17 protein-coding genes and 2 pseudogenes are annotated in these 17,892 nt (G+C 53.9%); 9 read left to right on the top strand and 10 right to left on the bottom strand.

Annotated elements, in window-relative coordinates:
* Positions 1 to 6 precede the first annotated feature (6 nt).
* The 7 genes from CRO57_RS22265 to CRO57_RS22230 all read right to left on the bottom strand — a co-directional run bounded on the left by CRO57_RS22265 (position 7) and on the right by CRO57_RS22230 (position 5,699).
* The gene (locus CRO57_RS22265; RefSeq protein ID WP_097155735.1) at positions 7 to 1,032 is read right to left on the bottom strand and encodes an ABC transporter permease; all 1,026 of its coding nucleotides are present in this window, start codon (positions 1,030 to 1,032) and stop codon (positions 7 to 9) included.
* Positions 1,010 to 1,792 (bottom strand): ATP-binding cassette domain-containing protein, encoded by a 783-nt coding sequence (locus CRO57_RS22260; RefSeq protein ID WP_097155734.1) that lies wholly within the window; start codon positions 1,790 to 1,792, stop codon positions 1,010 to 1,012. The genes CRO57_RS22265 and CRO57_RS22260 overlap by 23 nt, the downstream gene beginning before the upstream one ends.
* Before the next feature lie 135 nt (positions 1,793 to 1,927).
* Entirely contained in the window at positions 1,928 to 2,860 is a 933-nt protein-coding gene (locus tag CRO57_RS22255; RefSeq protein WP_097155733.1) for a sugar ABC transporter substrate-binding protein, read from the bottom strand.
* Positions 2,861 to 3,160: 300 nt separating this feature from the next.
* Positions 3,161 to 4,036, bottom strand: a complete 876-nt coding sequence (locus CRO57_RS22245) for a DMT family transporter (RefSeq protein WP_097155731.1) — start codon at positions 4,034 to 4,036, stop codon at positions 3,161 to 3,163.
* 198 nt (positions 4,037 to 4,234) lie between these two features.
* Positions 4,235 to 4,585, bottom strand: a complete 351-nt coding sequence (locus CRO57_RS22240; protein ID WP_097155730.1) for a RidA family protein — start codon at positions 4,583 to 4,585, stop codon at positions 4,235 to 4,237.
* A gap of 70 nt (positions 4,586 to 4,655) precedes the next feature.
* Positions 4,656 to 4,850 (bottom strand): hypothetical protein, encoded by a 195-nt coding sequence (locus CRO57_RS22235; RefSeq protein WP_097155729.1) that lies wholly within the window; start codon positions 4,848 to 4,850, stop codon positions 4,656 to 4,658.
* A 51-nt stretch (positions 4,851 to 4,901) separates the two neighbouring features.
* On the bottom strand, positions 4,902 to 5,699 hold the full coding sequence (locus CRO57_RS22230) for a helix-turn-helix transcriptional regulator (protein ID WP_097155848.1): 798 nt from the start codon (positions 5,697 to 5,699) through the stop codon (positions 4,902 to 4,904).
* A gap of 243 nt (positions 5,700 to 5,942) precedes the next feature.
* On the opposite strand from CRO57_RS22230, the gene CRO57_RS22225 reads away from it, so the two are divergent.
* The 7 genes and pseudogenes from CRO57_RS22225 to CRO57_RS25410 all read left to right on the top strand — a co-directional run bounded on the left by CRO57_RS22225 (position 5,943) and on the right by CRO57_RS25410 (position 13,495).
* Positions 5,943 to 7,505 (top strand): ABC transporter substrate-binding protein, encoded by a 1,563-nt coding sequence (locus CRO57_RS22225; RefSeq protein WP_097155728.1) that lies wholly within the window; start codon positions 5,943 to 5,945, stop codon positions 7,503 to 7,505.
* Between the two features lie 99 nt (positions 7,506 to 7,604).
* Positions 7,605 to 8,543 (top strand): ABC transporter permease, encoded by a 939-nt coding sequence (locus CRO57_RS22220; protein ID WP_097155727.1) that lies wholly within the window; start codon positions 7,605 to 7,607, stop codon positions 8,541 to 8,543.
* Between the two features lie 13 nt (positions 8,544 to 8,556).
* A complete protein-coding gene (locus CRO57_RS22215; RefSeq protein ID WP_097155726.1) occupies positions 8,557 to 9,414 on the top strand; it encodes an ABC transporter permease in 858 nt (285 codons plus the stop codon).
* Entirely contained in the window at positions 9,411 to 10,388 is a 978-nt protein-coding gene (locus tag CRO57_RS22210) for an ABC transporter ATP-binding protein (RefSeq protein ID WP_097155725.1), read from the top strand. The genes CRO57_RS22215 and CRO57_RS22210 overlap by 4 nt, the downstream gene beginning before the upstream one ends.
* Positions 10,385 to 11,311 carry an oligopeptide/dipeptide ABC transporter ATP-binding protein gene (locus tag CRO57_RS22205; protein ID WP_097155724.1) on the top strand — a complete coding sequence of 309 codons (927 nt, stop codon included), beginning with the start codon at positions 10,385 to 10,387 and terminating at the stop codon, positions 11,309 to 11,311. Before CRO57_RS22210 ends, CRO57_RS22205 begins: the two co-directional genes overlap by 4 nt.
* An 18-nt stretch (positions 11,312 to 11,329) precedes the next feature.
* On the top strand, positions 11,330 to 12,964 hold the full coding sequence (locus tag CRO57_RS22200; protein ID WP_097155723.1) for an amidohydrolase: 1,635 nt from the start codon (positions 11,330 to 11,332) through the stop codon (positions 12,962 to 12,964).
* Between the two features lie 136 nt (positions 12,965 to 13,100).
* Positions 13,101 to 13,495, top strand: a pseudogene (locus tag CRO57_RS25410) (M81 family metallopeptidase).
* On the opposite strand, the pseudogene CRO57_RS22190 reads toward CRO57_RS25410, so the two are convergent.
* Positions 13,458 to 14,063: pseudogene (locus CRO57_RS22190) on the bottom strand (integrase core domain-containing protein); the annotation flags it as partial. The pseudogenes CRO57_RS25410 and CRO57_RS22190 overlap by 38 nt on opposite strands.
* Positions 14,064 to 14,167: 104 nt before the next feature.
* Between CRO57_RS22190 and CRO57_RS22185 the strand changes: the two are divergent.
* The gene (locus CRO57_RS22185) at positions 14,168 to 14,941 is read left to right on the top strand and encodes a carbon-nitrogen hydrolase family protein (RefSeq protein ID WP_097155722.1); all 774 of its coding nucleotides are present in this window, start codon (positions 14,168 to 14,170) and stop codon (positions 14,939 to 14,941) included.
* A gap of 246 nt (positions 14,942 to 15,187) precedes the next feature.
* Here CRO57_RS22185 and CRO57_RS22180 read toward each other — a convergent pair whose 3' ends face one another.
* Entirely contained in the window at positions 15,188 to 15,982 is a 795-nt protein-coding gene (locus CRO57_RS22180; RefSeq protein WP_097155721.1) for a helix-turn-helix domain-containing protein, read from the bottom strand.
* A 190-nt stretch (positions 15,983 to 16,172) separates the two neighbouring features.
* On the opposite strand from CRO57_RS22180, the gene CRO57_RS22175 reads away from it, so the two are divergent.
* Positions 16,173 to 16,601 carry a hypothetical protein gene (locus CRO57_RS22175; protein WP_097155720.1) on the top strand — a complete coding sequence of 143 codons (429 nt, stop codon included), beginning with the start codon at positions 16,173 to 16,175 and terminating at the stop codon, positions 16,599 to 16,601.
* A gap of 232 nt (positions 16,602 to 16,833) precedes the next feature.
* Here CRO57_RS22175 and torT read toward each other — a convergent pair.
* Positions 16,834 to 17,892, bottom strand: a 1,059-nt coding sequence (gene torT / locus CRO57_RS22170) for a TMAO reductase system periplasmic protein TorT (protein ID WP_097155719.1), incomplete at its 5' end; no start/stop codon positions are given.

Genomic DNA, 17,892 nt, shown 5'->3' with positions numbered 1-17,892 from the left:
CCTATCCTAAGCCCGCTTGCCTTGACGGCGTTGGTCAGCAATCACGGCGGCCACAATGATCATGCCCTTGGCGATTTCCTGATAGTAGAAATCAACGCGCAGAAAGGTGAAGCCAGAGGTAATGACACCCAGAATGAAGACGCCGATGACGGTGCCGGAAATGCGACCCTTACCCCCGAAGAGCGAGGTGCCACCAATCACGGCTGCTGAAATGGCGTCGAGCTCATACATGAAGCCCATGCCCGGCTGCCCCATGGTGGCGCGCGCGCTCATCACGATGCCTGCGAGGCCCGCCAAACCACCGGCGATGGAATAGACCAGCACCTTGTGACGGTTGACCTTGATACCCACCGTGCGGGCGGCTTCCTCATTGGAGCCGATGGCATAGGTGCGGCGCCCATAGACCGTATAGGTCAGAAGGATATGGAACAGGACCGCAACGCCAAGGAAGATCACCACTGGCATGGCACCCTGGCCAAGCGCGACATAGCTCTCGGTCAGGCCAAAGATTGGCTGACCTTCGGAATAGAGAACCGCGATGCCACGGGCAGCGACAAGCATTCCCAGCGTTGGAATGAAGGGTGGCACACCGGTATAGGCGGTGATGGCACCATTCAACCAGCCTGCCAGCATCCCGACGCCAATGGCGGCCAGGATCGGCACGATGACCGGAAGGTCAACCACGCCCGGATAGAAAATGGAGAACCCGCCGGAGGCTTGTGCCAGACTGGCCGCGATCATGGCGGCGAGGGCGGCGACCGAGCCCCCTGACAAATCAATGCCCGAGGTGATGATGACCTGTGTTACACCAACGGCAATGATGCCGATGATGGAAACTTGCAGGACGATGATGACCAAACGTTTGGAGTTGGCCAGAAAGCTTTGACCGACAAAGATCCAGCCCAGAATCTCGAACAGGGCGGCAATGCCGATCAACACCAGAAATATGCTGAATTCCTGCGGAAGTTTCTTCTTGTGCGCCTGATTCATATCGGCTGGGGCGGTCGGATTAGATGTAGCTGGCATTTTCATGAACACCTGTCTGAACGCCTGTTATCAGGGAAACAATCTCGTTGCCATCGCTTTCCTTGGCATTGACAACGCCGACGATTTCACCGCGACGGAATACGAAAATGCGGTCCACAAGATTGAAGACCTGACGCAAGTTATGGCTGACCAGAATGAGCGGCACGCCCTGTTCTTTCAGGCGGCGAATGATGTTTTCCACCTGTGTGGTTTCCTGAACACCGAGAGCGGCTGTCGGCTCATCCATGATGATCAGTTTGGAAGCAAAGGCAGCGGAGCGGGAAATGGCCACACACTGACGCTGCCCACCGGACATGTTGCCGATGGCATTGCGCAGGTTCGGGATCTTGACCGCGGTCCGCTCCAGACCTTCCTTGGCTTGCTCCAGCATCTTCTTTTCATTGAGAAAGCTGAAGGGACCAAGATTGAAATAGACTTCCTCGCGGCCCAAAAAGATATTGGCCGGAACATCCAGATCATTGGCCAGGGCCAGATTCTGGAAGACGGCTTCAATACCGGCTTCACGAGCATCGAGCGGGGTTTTGAAAGCGACTTCCTTGCCGTCAAAGAAGATGGAGCCGGAGCTTGGTTGCTCAACACCTGTGATTTGACGGACAAAAGTGGATTTGCCAGCGCCATTGTCGCCGACAATAGCAACATGCTCGCCTTCATAGAGTTCGAAATCTGCTCCCTTGAGAGCCTGCACGCCACCGTAATTCTTGCACAGATCCTGAGTTCTCAGCACGAGTTTACGACTATCTGTCATGACTGTTTCCTGGCTGTTTCATGCTGGTATCTCGCACCCTGAAAAAGGGTGCGAGATGCTTATTGCAAGGTTGGAGCGCATTCCCGAAAAGCATGTGCGGTTTTCGGATAAGAATGCGCTTCCAATCAAAGCGCTTTAGTTGTTGCCCATATATTTGTCGACATTGGCAGGGGTCACCAATTCAAACGGAATATTGATCCAGTTTGGCAGGGCGTTGCCTTCCATCGCGGAAATGGCAGCATCAACAGCACCGGTGGCCTGACCATTGGCATTCTGGAAGACAGTCACATCCAGCTCACCAGCTTTCATGGAAGCAAGGGCATCAGCAGTTGCGTCAACGCCGCCAACCAATACGTCATCCATATTCACACCGGCCGCTTTCAGGGCTTGCAAGGCACCAAGAGCCATTTCGTCGTTGTTGGCAAAGACAATGTTGAAGTCCTTGCCGGAGCTCAGCCAGTTGGCCACAACGTTGTTGGCTTCCGTTCGCTGCCATTTTGCTTCCTGCTCAGCGATCAGTTCGATACCCTTGCACATGGAGAGCTTCAGCACTTCGCGAACGTCTTCAGAACGGGTCACGGCTGCCTCATTGGACAGGATGCCCATCAGCATGACGGCTTTGCCGGTGCCTGCTGCCTGATTGCAGATCTCAAAGGCTTCCAGAGTACCGGACCAGGTTTCATCGGAGCCAACGAAGGCTGCCTTGTCGCCAAGCTTGTCCAGATCGGCAGGGCGGCGGTTCACATAGATAAGGGGAATGCCTGCAGCTTCTGCCATCTTGGTGATCTGTGGGGTCGCGGCTGCAGAAACAGGAGCCAGAATGATGGCGTCAACACCGGAAGCGATGAAGTTCTGGATCTGGCTCAGCTGCATGCCTACATCCTCACGTGCATCTTCGATCTGGATGCTGTGACCCAGTTTTTCTGCATGGCTTTTTGCTGTTTCACGCAGAACGGTCTGGAAGTTGTCATCAAAGTTCGGGCTGGAGAAGCCGATGGTGCCCGCCATGGCGGCTGAGGTCAGAGCTGCAAAAGAAGCGGCGGCTGCGAGTAGCTTGAGTTTTTTCATAAATTCCTCCCAAAATGCAATCGAGTGCAAGCTGAATTTTTCAGAATCAGGAAATGAATGGGTCGAATAAACAAAGATTTATTCGTAGTCCTGACTGAAAATTCTAGTGGGAGATTATATCTCGAAAAGAAAAATTGCAACCGGTTGCATAAATTTTCTGAAAAGTGATGAACCCGAGTTGGAAGTTCCAAAGGATGAGCTGTTGGATGATGGGGCGGGTTTGGTGGAAAAATTCTTCGATTTTTCCGAAACTTGGGGTCGAACCAGATTGGCTGTCCCACAGGCATGAATGCAATCCGATTATCGTTTGAGGATGTTCACGATCAGCGAGCCAAGTATGATGGACGCCCCTGCAATTTGGTTGAGTTCAATGGGTTCCATCAAGACAAACCAGCCAAGACTGAGTGAAACGGGTAACTCGAATGTTCCGCCTATTGCAGAACGAACAGGACCAGCGGCTCCGGCCCCGATTGCCAAAAAGGCATTGGGAGCAAGGGTTGCGATTATACTGAGCCCGATCACCCCGATCCAACCATTTGTGCTGCTAGGCAGAATGAGGCTCCCGTCAAAGACAAGCATGATTGCAATCGATCCCAATAATCCGCCTAAACATAGAGCTGCGCTGAGTGAGAGAGCGGGTAGATCCTGCTTTTGAGTGGAGAAGGTAACAAGTACTGCGCCATAGGCGGCCGGCCCTAGAAAAGTCGTCAGGACCGAGGCAAGCGATACCTTGTCGGGATCAATCGGACCTGCCACCAATGCCACCGCCAGTGTGATCAGGCTCAAGGTGATGATTTCCGATTGTGTTGGTCGAAGACGCAACAGGATCAGCTTGTAGAGGGAGACAAAAAGCGGGAAGCTGAAAAAGATGATGGCGGCTATGGCGACATCCAGATCCCGAATGCCAACGGCATATCCATAAGTGCCGATAGCAATGGCGATGCCGACCAGAAAAGTGCGAAAGGCTGTTGTACGATCTGCGAGTAGGGGTGGCAGAAGAAAACAAAGAAGAAGGGCTGGCAGAAAATATCGCATGAAGGTGACAGAGGCCGGAGTCAGGCCATCAGCAAAGGTCATGCGAGAGAAAAGCGGAATGGAGCCAAAGCACATGGCCGCTGCCATGACACAAAAAGTGCCAATCACGGGAGAAGTGGCACGCAAGGAAGAAGGGACCAAGTCTATTGCTTTCTTTAGGTGGAGTGGCTCACTGCCGCAAACGGCGATAGTGCGTCAGGTGAGATGTGTAAGCAAGCCTTGTGATGGATTGTGGGATATGGCCAAAAAGAAACCGATCAGCCCGGTTGGACAAATCGGTTTCAAATGGAATTTGGACTGTGCAATGATACTCAGGCCAAATCCAGATTTCTTGATAACTTACTCAGCCGCAACGACGGAGAATTCGACCAGAATATGCGGGCGGGCCATGCGAGCTTCGACGCAGGCGCGGGCTGGCTTTTCGCCATCTGCTACCCACGCATCCCAAACCGCATTCATGGCGGCAAAGTCCTTCATGTCACGGATATAGATGGTGGTGGAGAGGATCTTGTTGCGATCACTTCCAGCTTGCTCCAGCAGAGCGTCAATCTTGTCGAGGCAACGCTGGGTTTGCTCGGTAATATCCCAGTTATCGTCATCGGCTGCGGTTTGCCCGCATAGATAGATGGTGCCGTTATGCTTGACGATTTTGCTCATGCGCTGGTTGGAGTCCATACGCTCGATGGTCATGATGACATCTCCATATCGGGAAAATTATAATGTCTTGCGCTCACAGTGATCCGCGCGAAAAGTCGTGAGATCAAAGAGGGTGCTTTGTTTGTGACGAGTTCTGATAGCACATCACCAGGGATGGTCCCAAGCCGAAAACAATGAGCTGAGAAAGCGAAGGCGTGATAGGCTTTTTCGCACCAATTGTCGGACCGATGACCGGCAGATTATCCGGCATATGGGCTTTCAGACCTGCCCACATGCGATTGATGGTGGCATTCTTCATGATGGGGAAGAAGGTCTTTGTTGTCTCGGCTGCCAGTGCCAGTTTGGATAGTTATGTTTTACCCAAGGACCTTGTGGAGGTCGGCTCAGTAGGCTCGCTTAGGAATTTACGAACAGTTGGATCGATCTGGAGGCTATGAGTAGGGTAGATTCCGCAATCTGATATAGCCTCGCGCGCGGATATCCGTTCACTGAGCCGCTTCCAGATTGTGCGAGATGAGTAAGGGTGAGGGTGTGGGCGCCAGGCAAGGCCCGTGGTCATTCCGCGCAGATACTTTAGTTGCTGACGCTGAGCTGTATAAAGGATTGTATGGGCAATGCTTCCTTCGTGCGAACATTCATGCTCGGTTACAAAGATCCTATTGCCGCGCATGGTTACCAGTCCGCTATATTTCGAAATCTGACGGATTGATTTGTCGCGTGAGGTGGCATTTTCAAAGGATCTGCTTGTAATTATTCCATCTTTTTCGCTTATCCGCACCAAAGAGCAGAAAATGCGCCCTTCCCAGGAGGGGGTGCAAAAAAAGGAATGATAGAACCCGAGGTATCGTCGGAGGTTCTTTTGCTGCCCGCGATAGGGGGCCAGAAAACGCTCAGCAGGTCCATCTTCTTGGTCTTGGCGCGCCCCTATCTGCGCCTCTTCAAATTTGGAACCTGGTACGAACAGCAGCTCTTCGGCAAGACCAAAGTGGCGCGCGATCCGTCGAAGGTTATGGGCCGATGGCAAGCTGGACCCATTCAGATAGCGATTGAATTGTTGCCGGTTGAGTCCAATCTCACGACAAATCTGCGAGATACTGCCGTAGTCGGCGCATAGAGATCGAAGATTGGTGGAAAAGTTTTTGTCCATTGTCGGCATTCCTTTCGCGATCTGACGCGACTTCACTTCAATGTGCGTCATATTGCGTAAAGTTGCACAATTTTGTTTTGCCGAAAACCCGTCTTTTTTACTCATGAAATCAGGCTTTAAGGGCGATGCGGATGACAGGTTCATCTCGCGCCAAATCGATATGAAAATAAAGTTCTTGGCGAAGTGAGTTGAGAGAGATCACTTGGCTGAGGTCATGTGCAACTGGTTCCGAGGGAGGAAGACATGAAGATTGAATGGCAAAAGGCAGCAGTAGGGCGACGCAGTTTTATGAGGGGCGTCACAGCTTTGGGAGCAGCAGCGGCACTGCCCATGGGATTTGGCAATCGGGTCCTGGCTGCTGGTGACAATACCCTGCGGGTACGCGCCTATGGGGATGCTCAGAATATGGACCCAGCACATAGTGTTGGCGTTTTCGAAGAAGAGGTCTACGCCTCCATCTACAACAAGCTGATTCAGTACAAACCTGGCCGTGAATGGGATTGGCAATTGGATGCCGCAGGGATGATCGAGCAAGCCGATCCGACCCACATCAAGTTTGCCCTGCGCGATGACATCGGTTTTACCAATGGCTTTGGCGCAATGACTGCCGAGGATGTGAAATTCAGCTTTGAACGGATCATCGCCGATGCAACCGAAAGCTCGAACAAGCCCGACATGGGGACGCTGAGTCACGTTGAGGTAACAGGTGAACGCGAAGGCACCATCGTTCTGAAAGAACCCTTTGCACCGCTTTGGAGCATTGCGTTGCCATATATCACTGGCAACATCGTCTCCAAGGTTGCGGTAGAAGCTGCCGGTGGGCGGATCGGCTCCGATCCTGTGGCGGAATCCGGCCCCTACCTGCGGACGAACTGGGAGCCGAAGGCCAAGACCACGCTCAAACGCAACCCGGATTGGAAAGGCGAAGCACCCGCCTGGGACACCATCGAGATCCTGCCGATCGACGATGAAAACACCGCCGAAATTGCCTTTGAGGCAGGCGAGCTGGACTTTACCCGTGTGTCGCTGGGCTCGGTCGAGCGTTACCGTGCCGGAGTTCCAAATGGCGGCACCCTGCTGGAATACCCTTCGCTGTACTACGCATGGCTTGGCATGAATCTGGATCATCCAAAGCTGCAGAACCAAAAGCTGCGCCAGGCCATCCAGCACGCCATTGATGTGCCGATGGTTCTGGAAGCCGCCTATTTTGGTGCAGTCGAACCTTCGACGGGTATCATTGCTCCGGGACTGGCTGGCAACCGGCCGAAAACGATGGTACCCCCACAAGCGAACTTCGAGAAGGCGGCAGCGCTGCTGGCAGAGTCGGGTGAAACCAATGTGACCCTCAAGCTCGATACATTGAACAAGACCACCTTCACCACCGCCGCTCAGGTGATCCAGGCGACCCTGGCTCAGATCGGTATTACGGTCGAAATCAACGTGCTGGAATCCGGTGCTTTCTGGGCTAGCGGAGACAATGACGATCTGCAGCTGGTGCTGAACCGCTATTCCATGACTCCGGACCCCTATTATGCGACCTCCTGGTTCACCACTGAACAGGCGGGCATCTGGAACTGGGAACGTTTCAGCAATGAAGAGTTCGACAAGATCCATAGCGAAGCGTCGCAGCTGACCGACCAGACCAAACGGGCGGAAATGTACCAGCGCGCGCAGGATCTGATGGAAGAAAGCGGTGCCTATCGCTTCCTGACACACGAGGCGACGCCAGTGGTGCATTCCGCCAGTGTTACCCCCGCATTGCGCCCCGATGGGCTAGCGCTGCTGCGGTACTTTGGCAAGGCCTAAAACTCTCCCCCAGGCCTTACCAATTGGCACGGCTGCATTCTCGCTGCAGCCGTGCTGCCCTTCTTCCGCACAGCGATGAACTAATGGAGTCATGCGGTAATGTTGATCTTTACTTTCCGACGGTTTGGGCTGGCTCTGCTGATCCTGATCGTCGCTATCACCACCATGTTTCTTATGATCCGCGCCGTGCCTGGAGATCCGGTGCAGATCATGCTGGGTCCCCGCGCCACTCCCGAATTGCAGGCGCGGCTGACAGCTGAACTGGCGCTGGACCAGCCGATCTGGAAACAGCTTGCCATCTTTTATGGCAACCTGCTGCAAGGGGATCTGGGGACTGACGTGTTCTCGGGGCGCTCCGTGACTGAAATCGTGTTCCAGCAATTGCCACATACCCTTTGGTTGATCCTGAGCTCGATCATCTGGTCCGCCACCTTGGGTATCGCCCTGGGTTCCTATGCTGCGGCACACCCCAATACCGTAATCGACCGGATCACCGCGGCCATTTCGGTAAGTTTCGTGGCTGCCCCCGCTTTTGTGGTGGCATTGCTGTCGCTGCTGATCTTTGCGGTGAACCTGCAGTGGTTTCCCGCCATCGGCGCAGGCGAAGGCTTCTGGGGGCGTCTCAATCATTTGGTGCTGCCCGCCTTTGCCATCGGCCTCAGCTGGGTTGGATACATCGCCAGGCTGGTACGCGCCTCAATGCTGGAAGTCATGGGTGAGCCTCACATCCGCACCGCCCGAGCGTTTGGACTTAGCGAACGTCAGGTTGTGATGATCTATGCGCTGCGCATCGCCATTCTGCCCGTAGTCACGGTGATCGGCGTCGGAATGGGGTTCCTCTTGTCCTCTGCCGTCTTTGCCGAAATCGTCTTTGCTCGCCCCGGACTGGGCAAACTGGTTATTGACAGCATCACCACCCGCAATTACCCGATCGTAATGGGATCGGTGCTGATTTCGACCGGTCTGTTTGTGGTTTCCACAGCGCTTGCCGACTTGATCAACGCCTGGCTTGACCCCCGCGCCCGTGCGGCTGTCTGAAGAGGGAACTGATATGTCTAAATCCCGTTCCGAACTTGGTCAGATCCTCCATGAAGTAGCCCGCGATCCATTGGGGCTGATGGGGCTGATTATTGTCGGCAGCATCCTGTTCTGTGCCATCTTTGCCGTCTGGGTCGTGCCCTATGATCCCGTTGGCATGAACATCAAGGACCGCCTGCAGGGCCCGTCAGCCGCGCATCTGCTGGGTACCGATCAACTGGGCCGCGACACGTTTTCCCGTGTGATCATGGGCGGACAGGTTGCCTTGAAGGTCGCTTTGCCTGCTGTCTTTGGCGCCATGGCCATTGGTCTCACCCTGGGTATGATCGCGGGCTACGGTCCAAAATGGCTCGACAACCTCTTGATGCTGTTCTTTGACACTATCCGCTCTTTCCCAACTGTGATGTTTGCCTTGGCCGTCGTGGCCCTGGTCGGGCCAAGTCTGCAAACCGTCGTACTGGTCGTCATGGCAACCTCGATCCCGACCTATGGCCGGGTGGCGCGAACGCAGACGCTGACCTTGCGCAATTCTGAATTCATCCTAGCCGAGCGCTCGATGGGTGCCAGCATGAAACGTATTCTGGGGGTACATATGCTGCCAAACATCGTCGGCGTGCTGGCGGTGCTGGCAGCGATGGATATCCCCACAGTGATCGCGCTAGAAGCGGGTCTGTCCTTCCTTGGCCTCGGGGTGAAACCACCGACCCCAAGTTGGGGAGCGCTTTTGAAGGACGGATATTCCCTGATACGCCAGACACCCTGGCTGGTGGTGGGTGGCGGGCTACCAATCATCCTGGCAACCCTTGGCTTCACTTTCCTGGGTGAATCCCTGCGTGACGTGGTTGACCCAAAACTGAGGAAGCAGCGATGAGTGATACGCTTCTGGAAATCGACCGCCTCAGCGTCGACTATGAAACCGCCCGCGGTGATCTGAAGGCCCTGCGCGATATCTCCTTTGACATCCGCAAAGGTGAGATTGTTGGCATCGTTGGTGAATCGGGCTGCGGCAAATCCACCCTGATCTCCTCGATCCTGCGGCTGACTGCGCCCAACACAAGGTTCCGTCAGGGCGAGGTACGTTTCAAAGGCCAAGACCTTCTGCAACTGCCCAAGCGCAAGATGCGTGACTTGCGCGGCGCAGATATCTCCATCGTGTTCCAGGACCCGATGCAGACACACAACCCTGTCCTGTCCATTGGTCGGCAGATGCTGGATATCCAGCACCGCTCCAATGCGACCAAGACCGAAAAATGGGCACGCGCAGCGCAGATGCTGGGCGCGGTCGGTATTCCGGACCCGGAGGCTCGGCTGGACCAGTTCCCGCATGAGTTCTCCGGTGGTATGCGCCAGCGGATCGCCATTGCAATGGCATTGATGTCGGAGCCGGACCTGTTGATCGCGGATGAGCCCACCACGGCGCTGGACGCCACGCTGGAGGTGCAGATCATCGAACGTCTTCATCAGCTGCAACAGGAGTTTGACTGCGCTATCCTGTTCATCTCTCACCATCTGGGGGTCATTGCAGAGCTCTGTGACCGTGTAGTGGTGATGTATGCAGGCACCGTCGTCGAAAGCGGCGATGTTCGCGAAATCTTCCATGATCCCAAACACCCCTATACCCGCCGTCTGATCGATTGCGATCCGGGCCATATCAAGGAACGCGCTCGTGTGCTGCCGACCATCCCGGGTGAGGTGCCGGATCTGGCCAAACTGCCCGGGGGCTGCATCTTCCGTGGTCGCTGCTATCAGGCTATGCCCCACTGTGCAAAGGTGCCTCCGCTTACTAAGCTAAAAGAGGGTCACCATGCAGCCTGCTGGCTCAATCACGAGGAGACAGCCCAATGACCTTGCTCGATGTAAAAGATCTGCAAACCAGCTATGGACAGGTCAATGTGCTGGCGGGTGTCAGCTTTTCGGTGAAAGCAGGCGAAACCTATGCCTTGGTCGGGGAAAGTGGATCGGGAAAGACAACGGTGATCCGTGCTATTGCCGGTTTGGCTCCCGCCCAAGGTGGTTCTGTCAAATTCAACGGTCAGGAGATCCGAGGGGCCTCGGAACGAGCGCTGCGCCCCTGGCGCAAAGACATTACCATGATGTTTCAGGATCCGATCGGTTCCTTGTCACCGCGACTGACTATCGCCAGCCTGATCACCGAGCCTTATCGTATTCAAGGCATGAAAGAGCGCGACATGCAGGCTGAGGCCAAGCGCCTGCTGGAGATGGTGAACCTGCCTTCGCATTTTGCCGACCGCTATCCTTATCAACTGTCCGGCGGACAGGCGCGCCGCGTAGGTGTCGCCCGCGCGCTGGCGCTGGAGCCCAAGCTGATCCTAGCGGATGAGCCCACTGCGGGTCTGGATGTGTCCGTGCAGGGCGAGCTGCTCAATCTGCTCAACGATCTGCGCGAGCGACTGGGCCTGGCGATGGTGATCATCACCCATAACCTCAACGTGGTGCGCCACGTCGCCGATCGCATGGGCATTATGTATCTGGGACGACTGGTCGAAGAAGGCAGCACAGAAGCGATCTTTGACGACCCACGTCACCCCTATACGCGATGTCTTTTGTCCGCAAATCCAGAGCCGGATCCTGATGCGCGGCTGGAACGTATTGCCTTGAAAGGGGAGCCGCCCAGTCTGCTCAAACGGCCCTCCGGCTGCGAGTTTCGCGAACGGTGCCCCTTTGCACGGGATTTCTGCATTCAGACACCAAGCTGGGAGGTCGACAATGGTCACGGCCTGCGTTGCTTGGCTCCGCTGGGTCAATAAAAACTGGTGAGAAGAACCATGTCGAGCACGCTCTATTTCAACGGTCCAATCCTTACGATGGACGAGGACAACAGCCGCCCCGAAGCGGTACTAACCGAGGGGCAAATCATCAAGGCCGTTGGCACAGAAGCCGCCCTTCGTGCTGAAATGCCCGCTGGCAGCAGGGAACATGACTTGCAAGGGCATACCCTGATCCCTGCTTTCCTCGACCCACACGGGCATTTTCCGGATCCCGGATTTATCCGTTTGTTTCGGGTGGATCTGTCCTCACCGCCGCGTGGGGATTGCGCGGACATGGCCACCGCACTTGAGCGTCTTCGTGCCAAGGCGGCTGACACGCCCAAAGGCGAATGGGTGATGGGGGTGTTGTTTGACAACACGGCAATCGCAGAGGCCCGCATGCCAACGCGATTGGAACTGGACAGCGTCTCGACCGATCACCCGATTTGGGTCATTCATGCCTCAGGGCATAATGGCTCGGCGAATTCACTGGCGCTACAGAACCACGGGGTGAACCGTGATACTCCAGATCCTCTGGGAGGCCGCTTTGGGCGAGACATGGATACCGGGGCATTAACAGGGTTGATCGAAGGAATCTCTGCCATGGGTGACATGGGAGACACGGATTTCCTGATCACACGTGAGCGATTCTGGCAGGGGTTCCAAGCCACCCGAGACGAATATCTGTCCCAAGGCGTGACCTTTGCGCAGAACGCCTGGACCTCTCGCAAGATGCTGGAACACTTTGCTTCGCTGCCAGCGGATCAGGATCCCGGCTATGATCTGGTTCTGTTGCCGATTGGCGAGGATGAGCCTGAGGTTACCGAAGGTCCAGATGCAGTTGATTGGCCCGGTAATCCACATTTCAATCTTGGGCCCCGCAAGCTGTTCACCGATGGTGCCTTTCAGCTGCAAACCGCGCTGCTATCCAAGCCTTATCACAAGCCGGTTGACCCCGAGCACCCCTGTGGCATGACCTATGCCGATGCCCAGGCCCATAGCGCTGAGGTCAAACGGCTGCATCGACTGGGCTATCAGATCCACTGCCATTGTAACGGCGATGGCGGGGCCGAGATGTTCATTGATGCGGTTGAAAAAGCGCTTGCGGAATGTCCCCGCGCGGATCACCGCCATACCATCATTCATGGCCAGATCCTGCGCGATGACCAACTGCAACGCATGGCTGAACTGGGCATGACCGTCAGCTTTTTCCCTGCCCATATCCATTTCTGGGGGGATCGTCATTTCGATACCTTCCTAGGCCCGGAACGCGCGCAGCGGATTTCACCAGCTGCCTCGGCCGAGCGCTTTGGGTTGCGTTACACGATCCACAATGACGCCTCGGTGACGCCGACCCGCCCGCTGCATCTGGCCCATTGTGCTGTAAACAGAACCACTGCCTCAGGTCGGGTATTGGGCGAGGATCAGAAGATTAGTCCGCTTTCAGCCCTCAAGGCGCAGACCATTGATGCGGCTTGGCAGGTCTTTCAGGAAGACCAGCGCGGATCGATCGAGGTTGGAAAACTGGCCGATCTTGCCATCCTGTCGCGCAACCCGCTTGAAGAGGCGGATCAATTGCTGAAGACGACTGTCTTAACAACGGTTCGGCGTGGGGAAACTGTGTTCCAAGATTTCAGTGCAGACAGGGTTTGACGGTGACACGCGTTGCTATTGCTGGTTTTCAGTATGAAACCAATTGCTTTGGCGTGACCAAGGCCGGATTGGCAGAGTTTGGAATGGCCGACTTCTGGCCTGCCATGTTGTACGGTACCCGGGTCATTGAAGAGACATGCGGGATGAATTTCCCCTCGCGGGGTTCGCCGCAGCGACCCCGGCCCCGGCCGCGGGGTTTGATGTTATCCCTGTTCTGTGGTGTACCGCCGAACCCTCCGCCGAAGTGACCGATGATGTCTTCGAGGCAATCTGTTCAATGATTCTGGCGGGGATTGCACAAGCTGGTCTGCTTGATGCGGTCTATCTTGACCTTCACGGTGCCATGGTCACCGAAACCTTGGGGACGGAGAGGGCGAGATTCTGAGGCGCGTGCGTAACCTTATCGGGCCCGATATTCTTCTGGTCGCCAGTTTGGATCTGCATGCCAATATCTCGAAAGTGATGGTTGATCTGGCAAGCTACCTTGCGATCTGTTCAGTCCCGGCATTTGATGGATTGGATTTAGGTTGAACCTTTTTGGTTCTTTTGTCCATTGTTTGCATATGAATTCATACGGTGTGAGGCCCTTGAGTGTTTTTAGCCGTCTTGCGTAATTGTATACATTGATGAAGTCATCGAGATGAGCGATTAACTGTTCATGGTTGTCATAGTGATAACGCTTGACGGTTGTTTCCTTGATCGTACGGTTCATGCGTTCGACCTGACCATTCGTCCAGGGATGCCTGATCCTGGTCAGACAGTGTTCAATGCTGTTTTCCCTGCATCGCATGTCAAACATATGGGTCATGTAGCGTGCTGTAGGACCGTCAGCATAACGAGGAGGAAAGGTAAATTGGATCCCGTTATCTGTCAGAACAGTAGGGGTCTTGTAGGGTACTGCTTCTATCAGAGCTTCCAGAAAGGCAGATGCTGACGATCTTCCGGTTTTTCTGACGGCTTGTACAAAGGCAAATTTGCTTGTCCGGTCAATTGCAACATAAAGGTACAGCTGCTTGCCTTCTGCTGTCTGAACCTGAGCAATATCGATATGGAAATAGCCGATTGGATAATGCTTGAACTTCTTCTTTGCAGGTTTGTCGTCCGACGTCAGTTTGATCATAATTTGATGATCCATGCGAATAAAATCTCTATTGACCAGAATTGAGGCGGTGTAACCTTTTCATCAAAAGATGAGGAGAGACCATGAAAGTCACTGTTTGCCAATGGAACCCGGATCCCAGCACGCTGGATGATGCCATCGCTGGCCTGAAAGAGCATATTCGCGAGAATGGCAGCGACTTTGTTCTGGTTCCTGAAATGAGTTTTTCCGGTTGGTTGGCTGCCAGCCCCGATGCAAATGAAGCAGACTGGAAAAAGGCTGTAGCCGATCATGAGATCCGAATTGCCGATCTTGGCAATCTGGGGGCAAAGGCGGTGATGGGCACCCGTCCGATCATCAATGCCCAAGGCAGCCGTCGCAATCAGGCTTATGTCTGGTCACAGGAAGAAGGCGTTGCGGGTTTCCATGACAAATATTACTTGCCTGACGAAGAGGATTATTGGGAACATAGCTGGTATGATCGCGGCGAGAAGCGGTTCGATAGCGCTCGCCTCCTCGGCATGCGTCTGGGCGTGCAGATCTGTACAGAGATGTGGTTCTTCGAATGGGCTCGCCATTACGCGCAATCACGCGTTGATCTGCTCTGCGTGCCACGCGCAACGCCTCACGGCTCGGTTGATAAATGGCTGGCAGGCGGCCAGGCAGCCGCAGTTTGCTCCGGTGCCTATTGCCTATCCTCCAATCTCTGGGCTCCGAAAGGTGAGGGACCAAGCATGGGTGGTCTTGCCTGGATCATCGATCCGGAAGGCAATATTCTGGCCAAAACCGATGAGCATAATCCCTTTGCTACAGCAAAGATTGATCTGGACTTTGCCAGAACCAGCAAAAAGACCTATCCGCGCTATGTGCCGGAATAAGAAAATGCATTTAACAAGAAGAATGAGAGGCGGGAAAATTCCGTCTTTTATTTGGGTTGCTCGCTATCGAAGTGTGCTCCCAATTCGGCTCGCCATAGAGATATGATCAATGCATATTCTTGATCTGAGAGAAGAGCGATCCACCGAATTCCCATCCAGTTTGTCATGCAAATGATCATGTCGGTTTGTATCAGCTCCAAGCCGCACCAATATGAACTTCCCGGACAATGACTATCTGACCATCAGTCAGAATTCAGCCTTCACCTTCTGGTCGATCTCAATCAGTGCGGCTTCACTTTTGGGGTCGGATGGAAACATCAACTCGATCTGAATATCGCAAATGGACATGTCGAAGACGGTCCCAAAATGTGCAATGGTTGAAAACATGCAGATAGATTTCCCCCCGATCTTGAACCGTGTAGGCAACATGGCCTGGCTGAAATCGACGTGAAAATCCTTACCTCCAAATTTGTGAAAATGCTCCTCCAGACTGGTGATCAATCGAAACAGGATCGGATCATCACCGGCATGGGTCAGTTCGATCTTTGAGCGGTACAGAATCAGAGCAACCGCTTCATGCCAGTTTTCTATCGAGCTTTCTTCGGGAGGTTGCGCTGCCAGTGCTTCCATGATGTTTATGGCGTTGGCGAAGCCTGCATGATGAAGGAAAAACCGGGCAGCTTCATTGGCATCAATGATATTCCAGTGTTTATCCAGAACAATGCCGGGGAATGGCATGTGATTGTCCAACATTCGCCGGATGCAGGATCGCAGTGGAGCAAGATCGATGGATGAAGGATCCTGCTTGAAAATCGGAGCATGCCCTGCTGCAAGAGCGGCCAGATTGGTATCAGCTTTTGACATTTCCAGTGTTTGGGCCAATTGCACGACCATGGAGCGTGAGGGTCGGGCACGGCCTCTTTCAATGAAATTGATATGCCGTGCCGAAACATTGGCTTGCAGACCAAGCTCCATCTGGCTTAGCCGCCTTAGAGATCGCCATCGTCTCAGAATATCTCCGAATTGGGGTTCAGGGTTCATGATTGCATTCTTCTCCCTGATAGATGGGCAAAAAACTTTGACGCAATGAGTTTAGGCTCGGCTCTGTAGCCTGATTTGCATTTCCCTCTATAGCGTATCTGGAGGGATCAAACACTTACTTCCGAGGTAATTGTCTTGCAGTTCTTTTGGTGGCTTCTTGTCGCGAAATGCCATTGAAAAGGGAAAACCAATGACCAAGCGATTGAGTGCGAACCTCACAAAAGCGATTGCCTGTCTACTTTTTGTGATCAGCTTTCTTTGGGGGCTGGCAGCCTTTCCACCATTTGATTTAGCAGCCCGAATCTATCTTGATCTGCTGCATTGGCCCGTTGGAGACGGGCTGCCGCAATGGAATCAGGAAACGATATGGTTGTCATCGATCGGTGCCGGGCTGGTTTGTGCTCTGGCGGTGTTCTATTTGCTGATTGTGACGCCGGCGGTGCGCAAAGGTGATCGGCAAACCATCAAGGCAGCTCTTATTGCTGTCATTGCTTGGTTTGTCGTTGACAGTATTGGGTCATATGCAGCAGGCATTCTATCGAATGTCGGTTTTAACATTATCACCCTGACACTCTTGATCACGCCATTATTGATGGCTCTGGCAAAAGCTGAAGAATGATCAAAGACCAGACAATGGAAAATTCTGGAACCTGGAGTATTTTGATGGCCGGATATTCATTCAAAATGCTCTAGTCACCCGAATCTAAAGTTCGTCACATTGAACAGCGAGCACCGAACGAACTTTAGATTCAAAAGGGTGGCTAACAAATATATGTTTCTAGTGTGGTTTCAGGAATTGAAATAGGCAAATGAACCTGCCGATAAATGATACCTATTTCAATTCCACCACACTAGCGGGAAATCACTGCCCAATGATCTGCAGGAATATGCGTGGGTGTGGCGATGTCGATCTTCGGACCCAATTGTCTATAGCGCAACTTGCCTTCCAGAATGCGTGCGCTTTGCTCAACGGCTAGCCAGCCTTGCAGAACCGCAAAATCGACAATGGCGGCTTCGATCTTTTTGGACCGCAGGCCTCGTTTTACGGCAAGGGAATAATAGCTGGCATAGATTTTGGGTTTGCTGGGACAATCGATCAAACGAACCAGCGACATGGCGGCTTCTGCTGCGGGTGCGCTGCCAATGATGATGTGATTGGGCTGGCAATCGGCAACGGCTTTTTCGACCTGCACAAACTGGTTGCGATAGTCACTGTCCGATTGCAAGGATGAGCCAAAGCGGATGCGGTCGGATTTCAGGCCTTCTCGCAAGCCTTCTTCCAGAATGGGGGCCCAGCCGGATTCAGATGGCCCGGAGACCAAAGTCACTCGATGAGGTTCCCTTATATTGTCTGGTAGATCTGACACGACCTTTTGCCCCAGCATGCGGCCCATCTCGTACCAGGATACGGCGGCCTTGGCTGCAAGATGCGGAGATTGCAGTTCATTGACCATGGCAATGACCGGGATGCTTTTTGATACTGCCTCAACTGCCTTCAAAAGCGCAGGGTCATTGGCGCTGACTGCACCGAGAATGATGGCATCATGGCCTTGTGTAACGCAGGCCTTGATCTGTTTGATCTGTCGATCCAATTCAAGATAGCCGCCCGCCTCATGCCAGCTGAATTGCAGTCCCAAGGCACCGGCGCGGTTCTTGAAACCGGACTGGACGCTGATCCAGTATTCATCCTTCATATGAGGCACGAGAACGCAAAGGGAGTAGGACTTTTCCACCGATTGCAGCGGGAAAAGCCTGACAGGCAGGGTAGGGGATGAAAAATCCAGTGCTTTTTCATGGGTCTCAATGGCTACATCAAAGTCAGCAGCAATGCTATGAAGGATAGTGACGAGCATTGCCAATATGGCGAGCATGGTGACCATGGCCCAGTGGCGCATTTGGTTTTCACGTTT

The organism is Cohaesibacter gelatinilyticus, from assembly GCF_900215605.1.
Taxonomy (GTDB): domain Bacteria; phylum Pseudomonadota; class Alphaproteobacteria; order Rhizobiales; family Cohaesibacteraceae; genus Cohaesibacter; species Cohaesibacter gelatinilyticus.
Note: the sequence above shows the minus strand (reverse complement) of the source record. Positions and strands in the feature narration are given on the sequence as shown.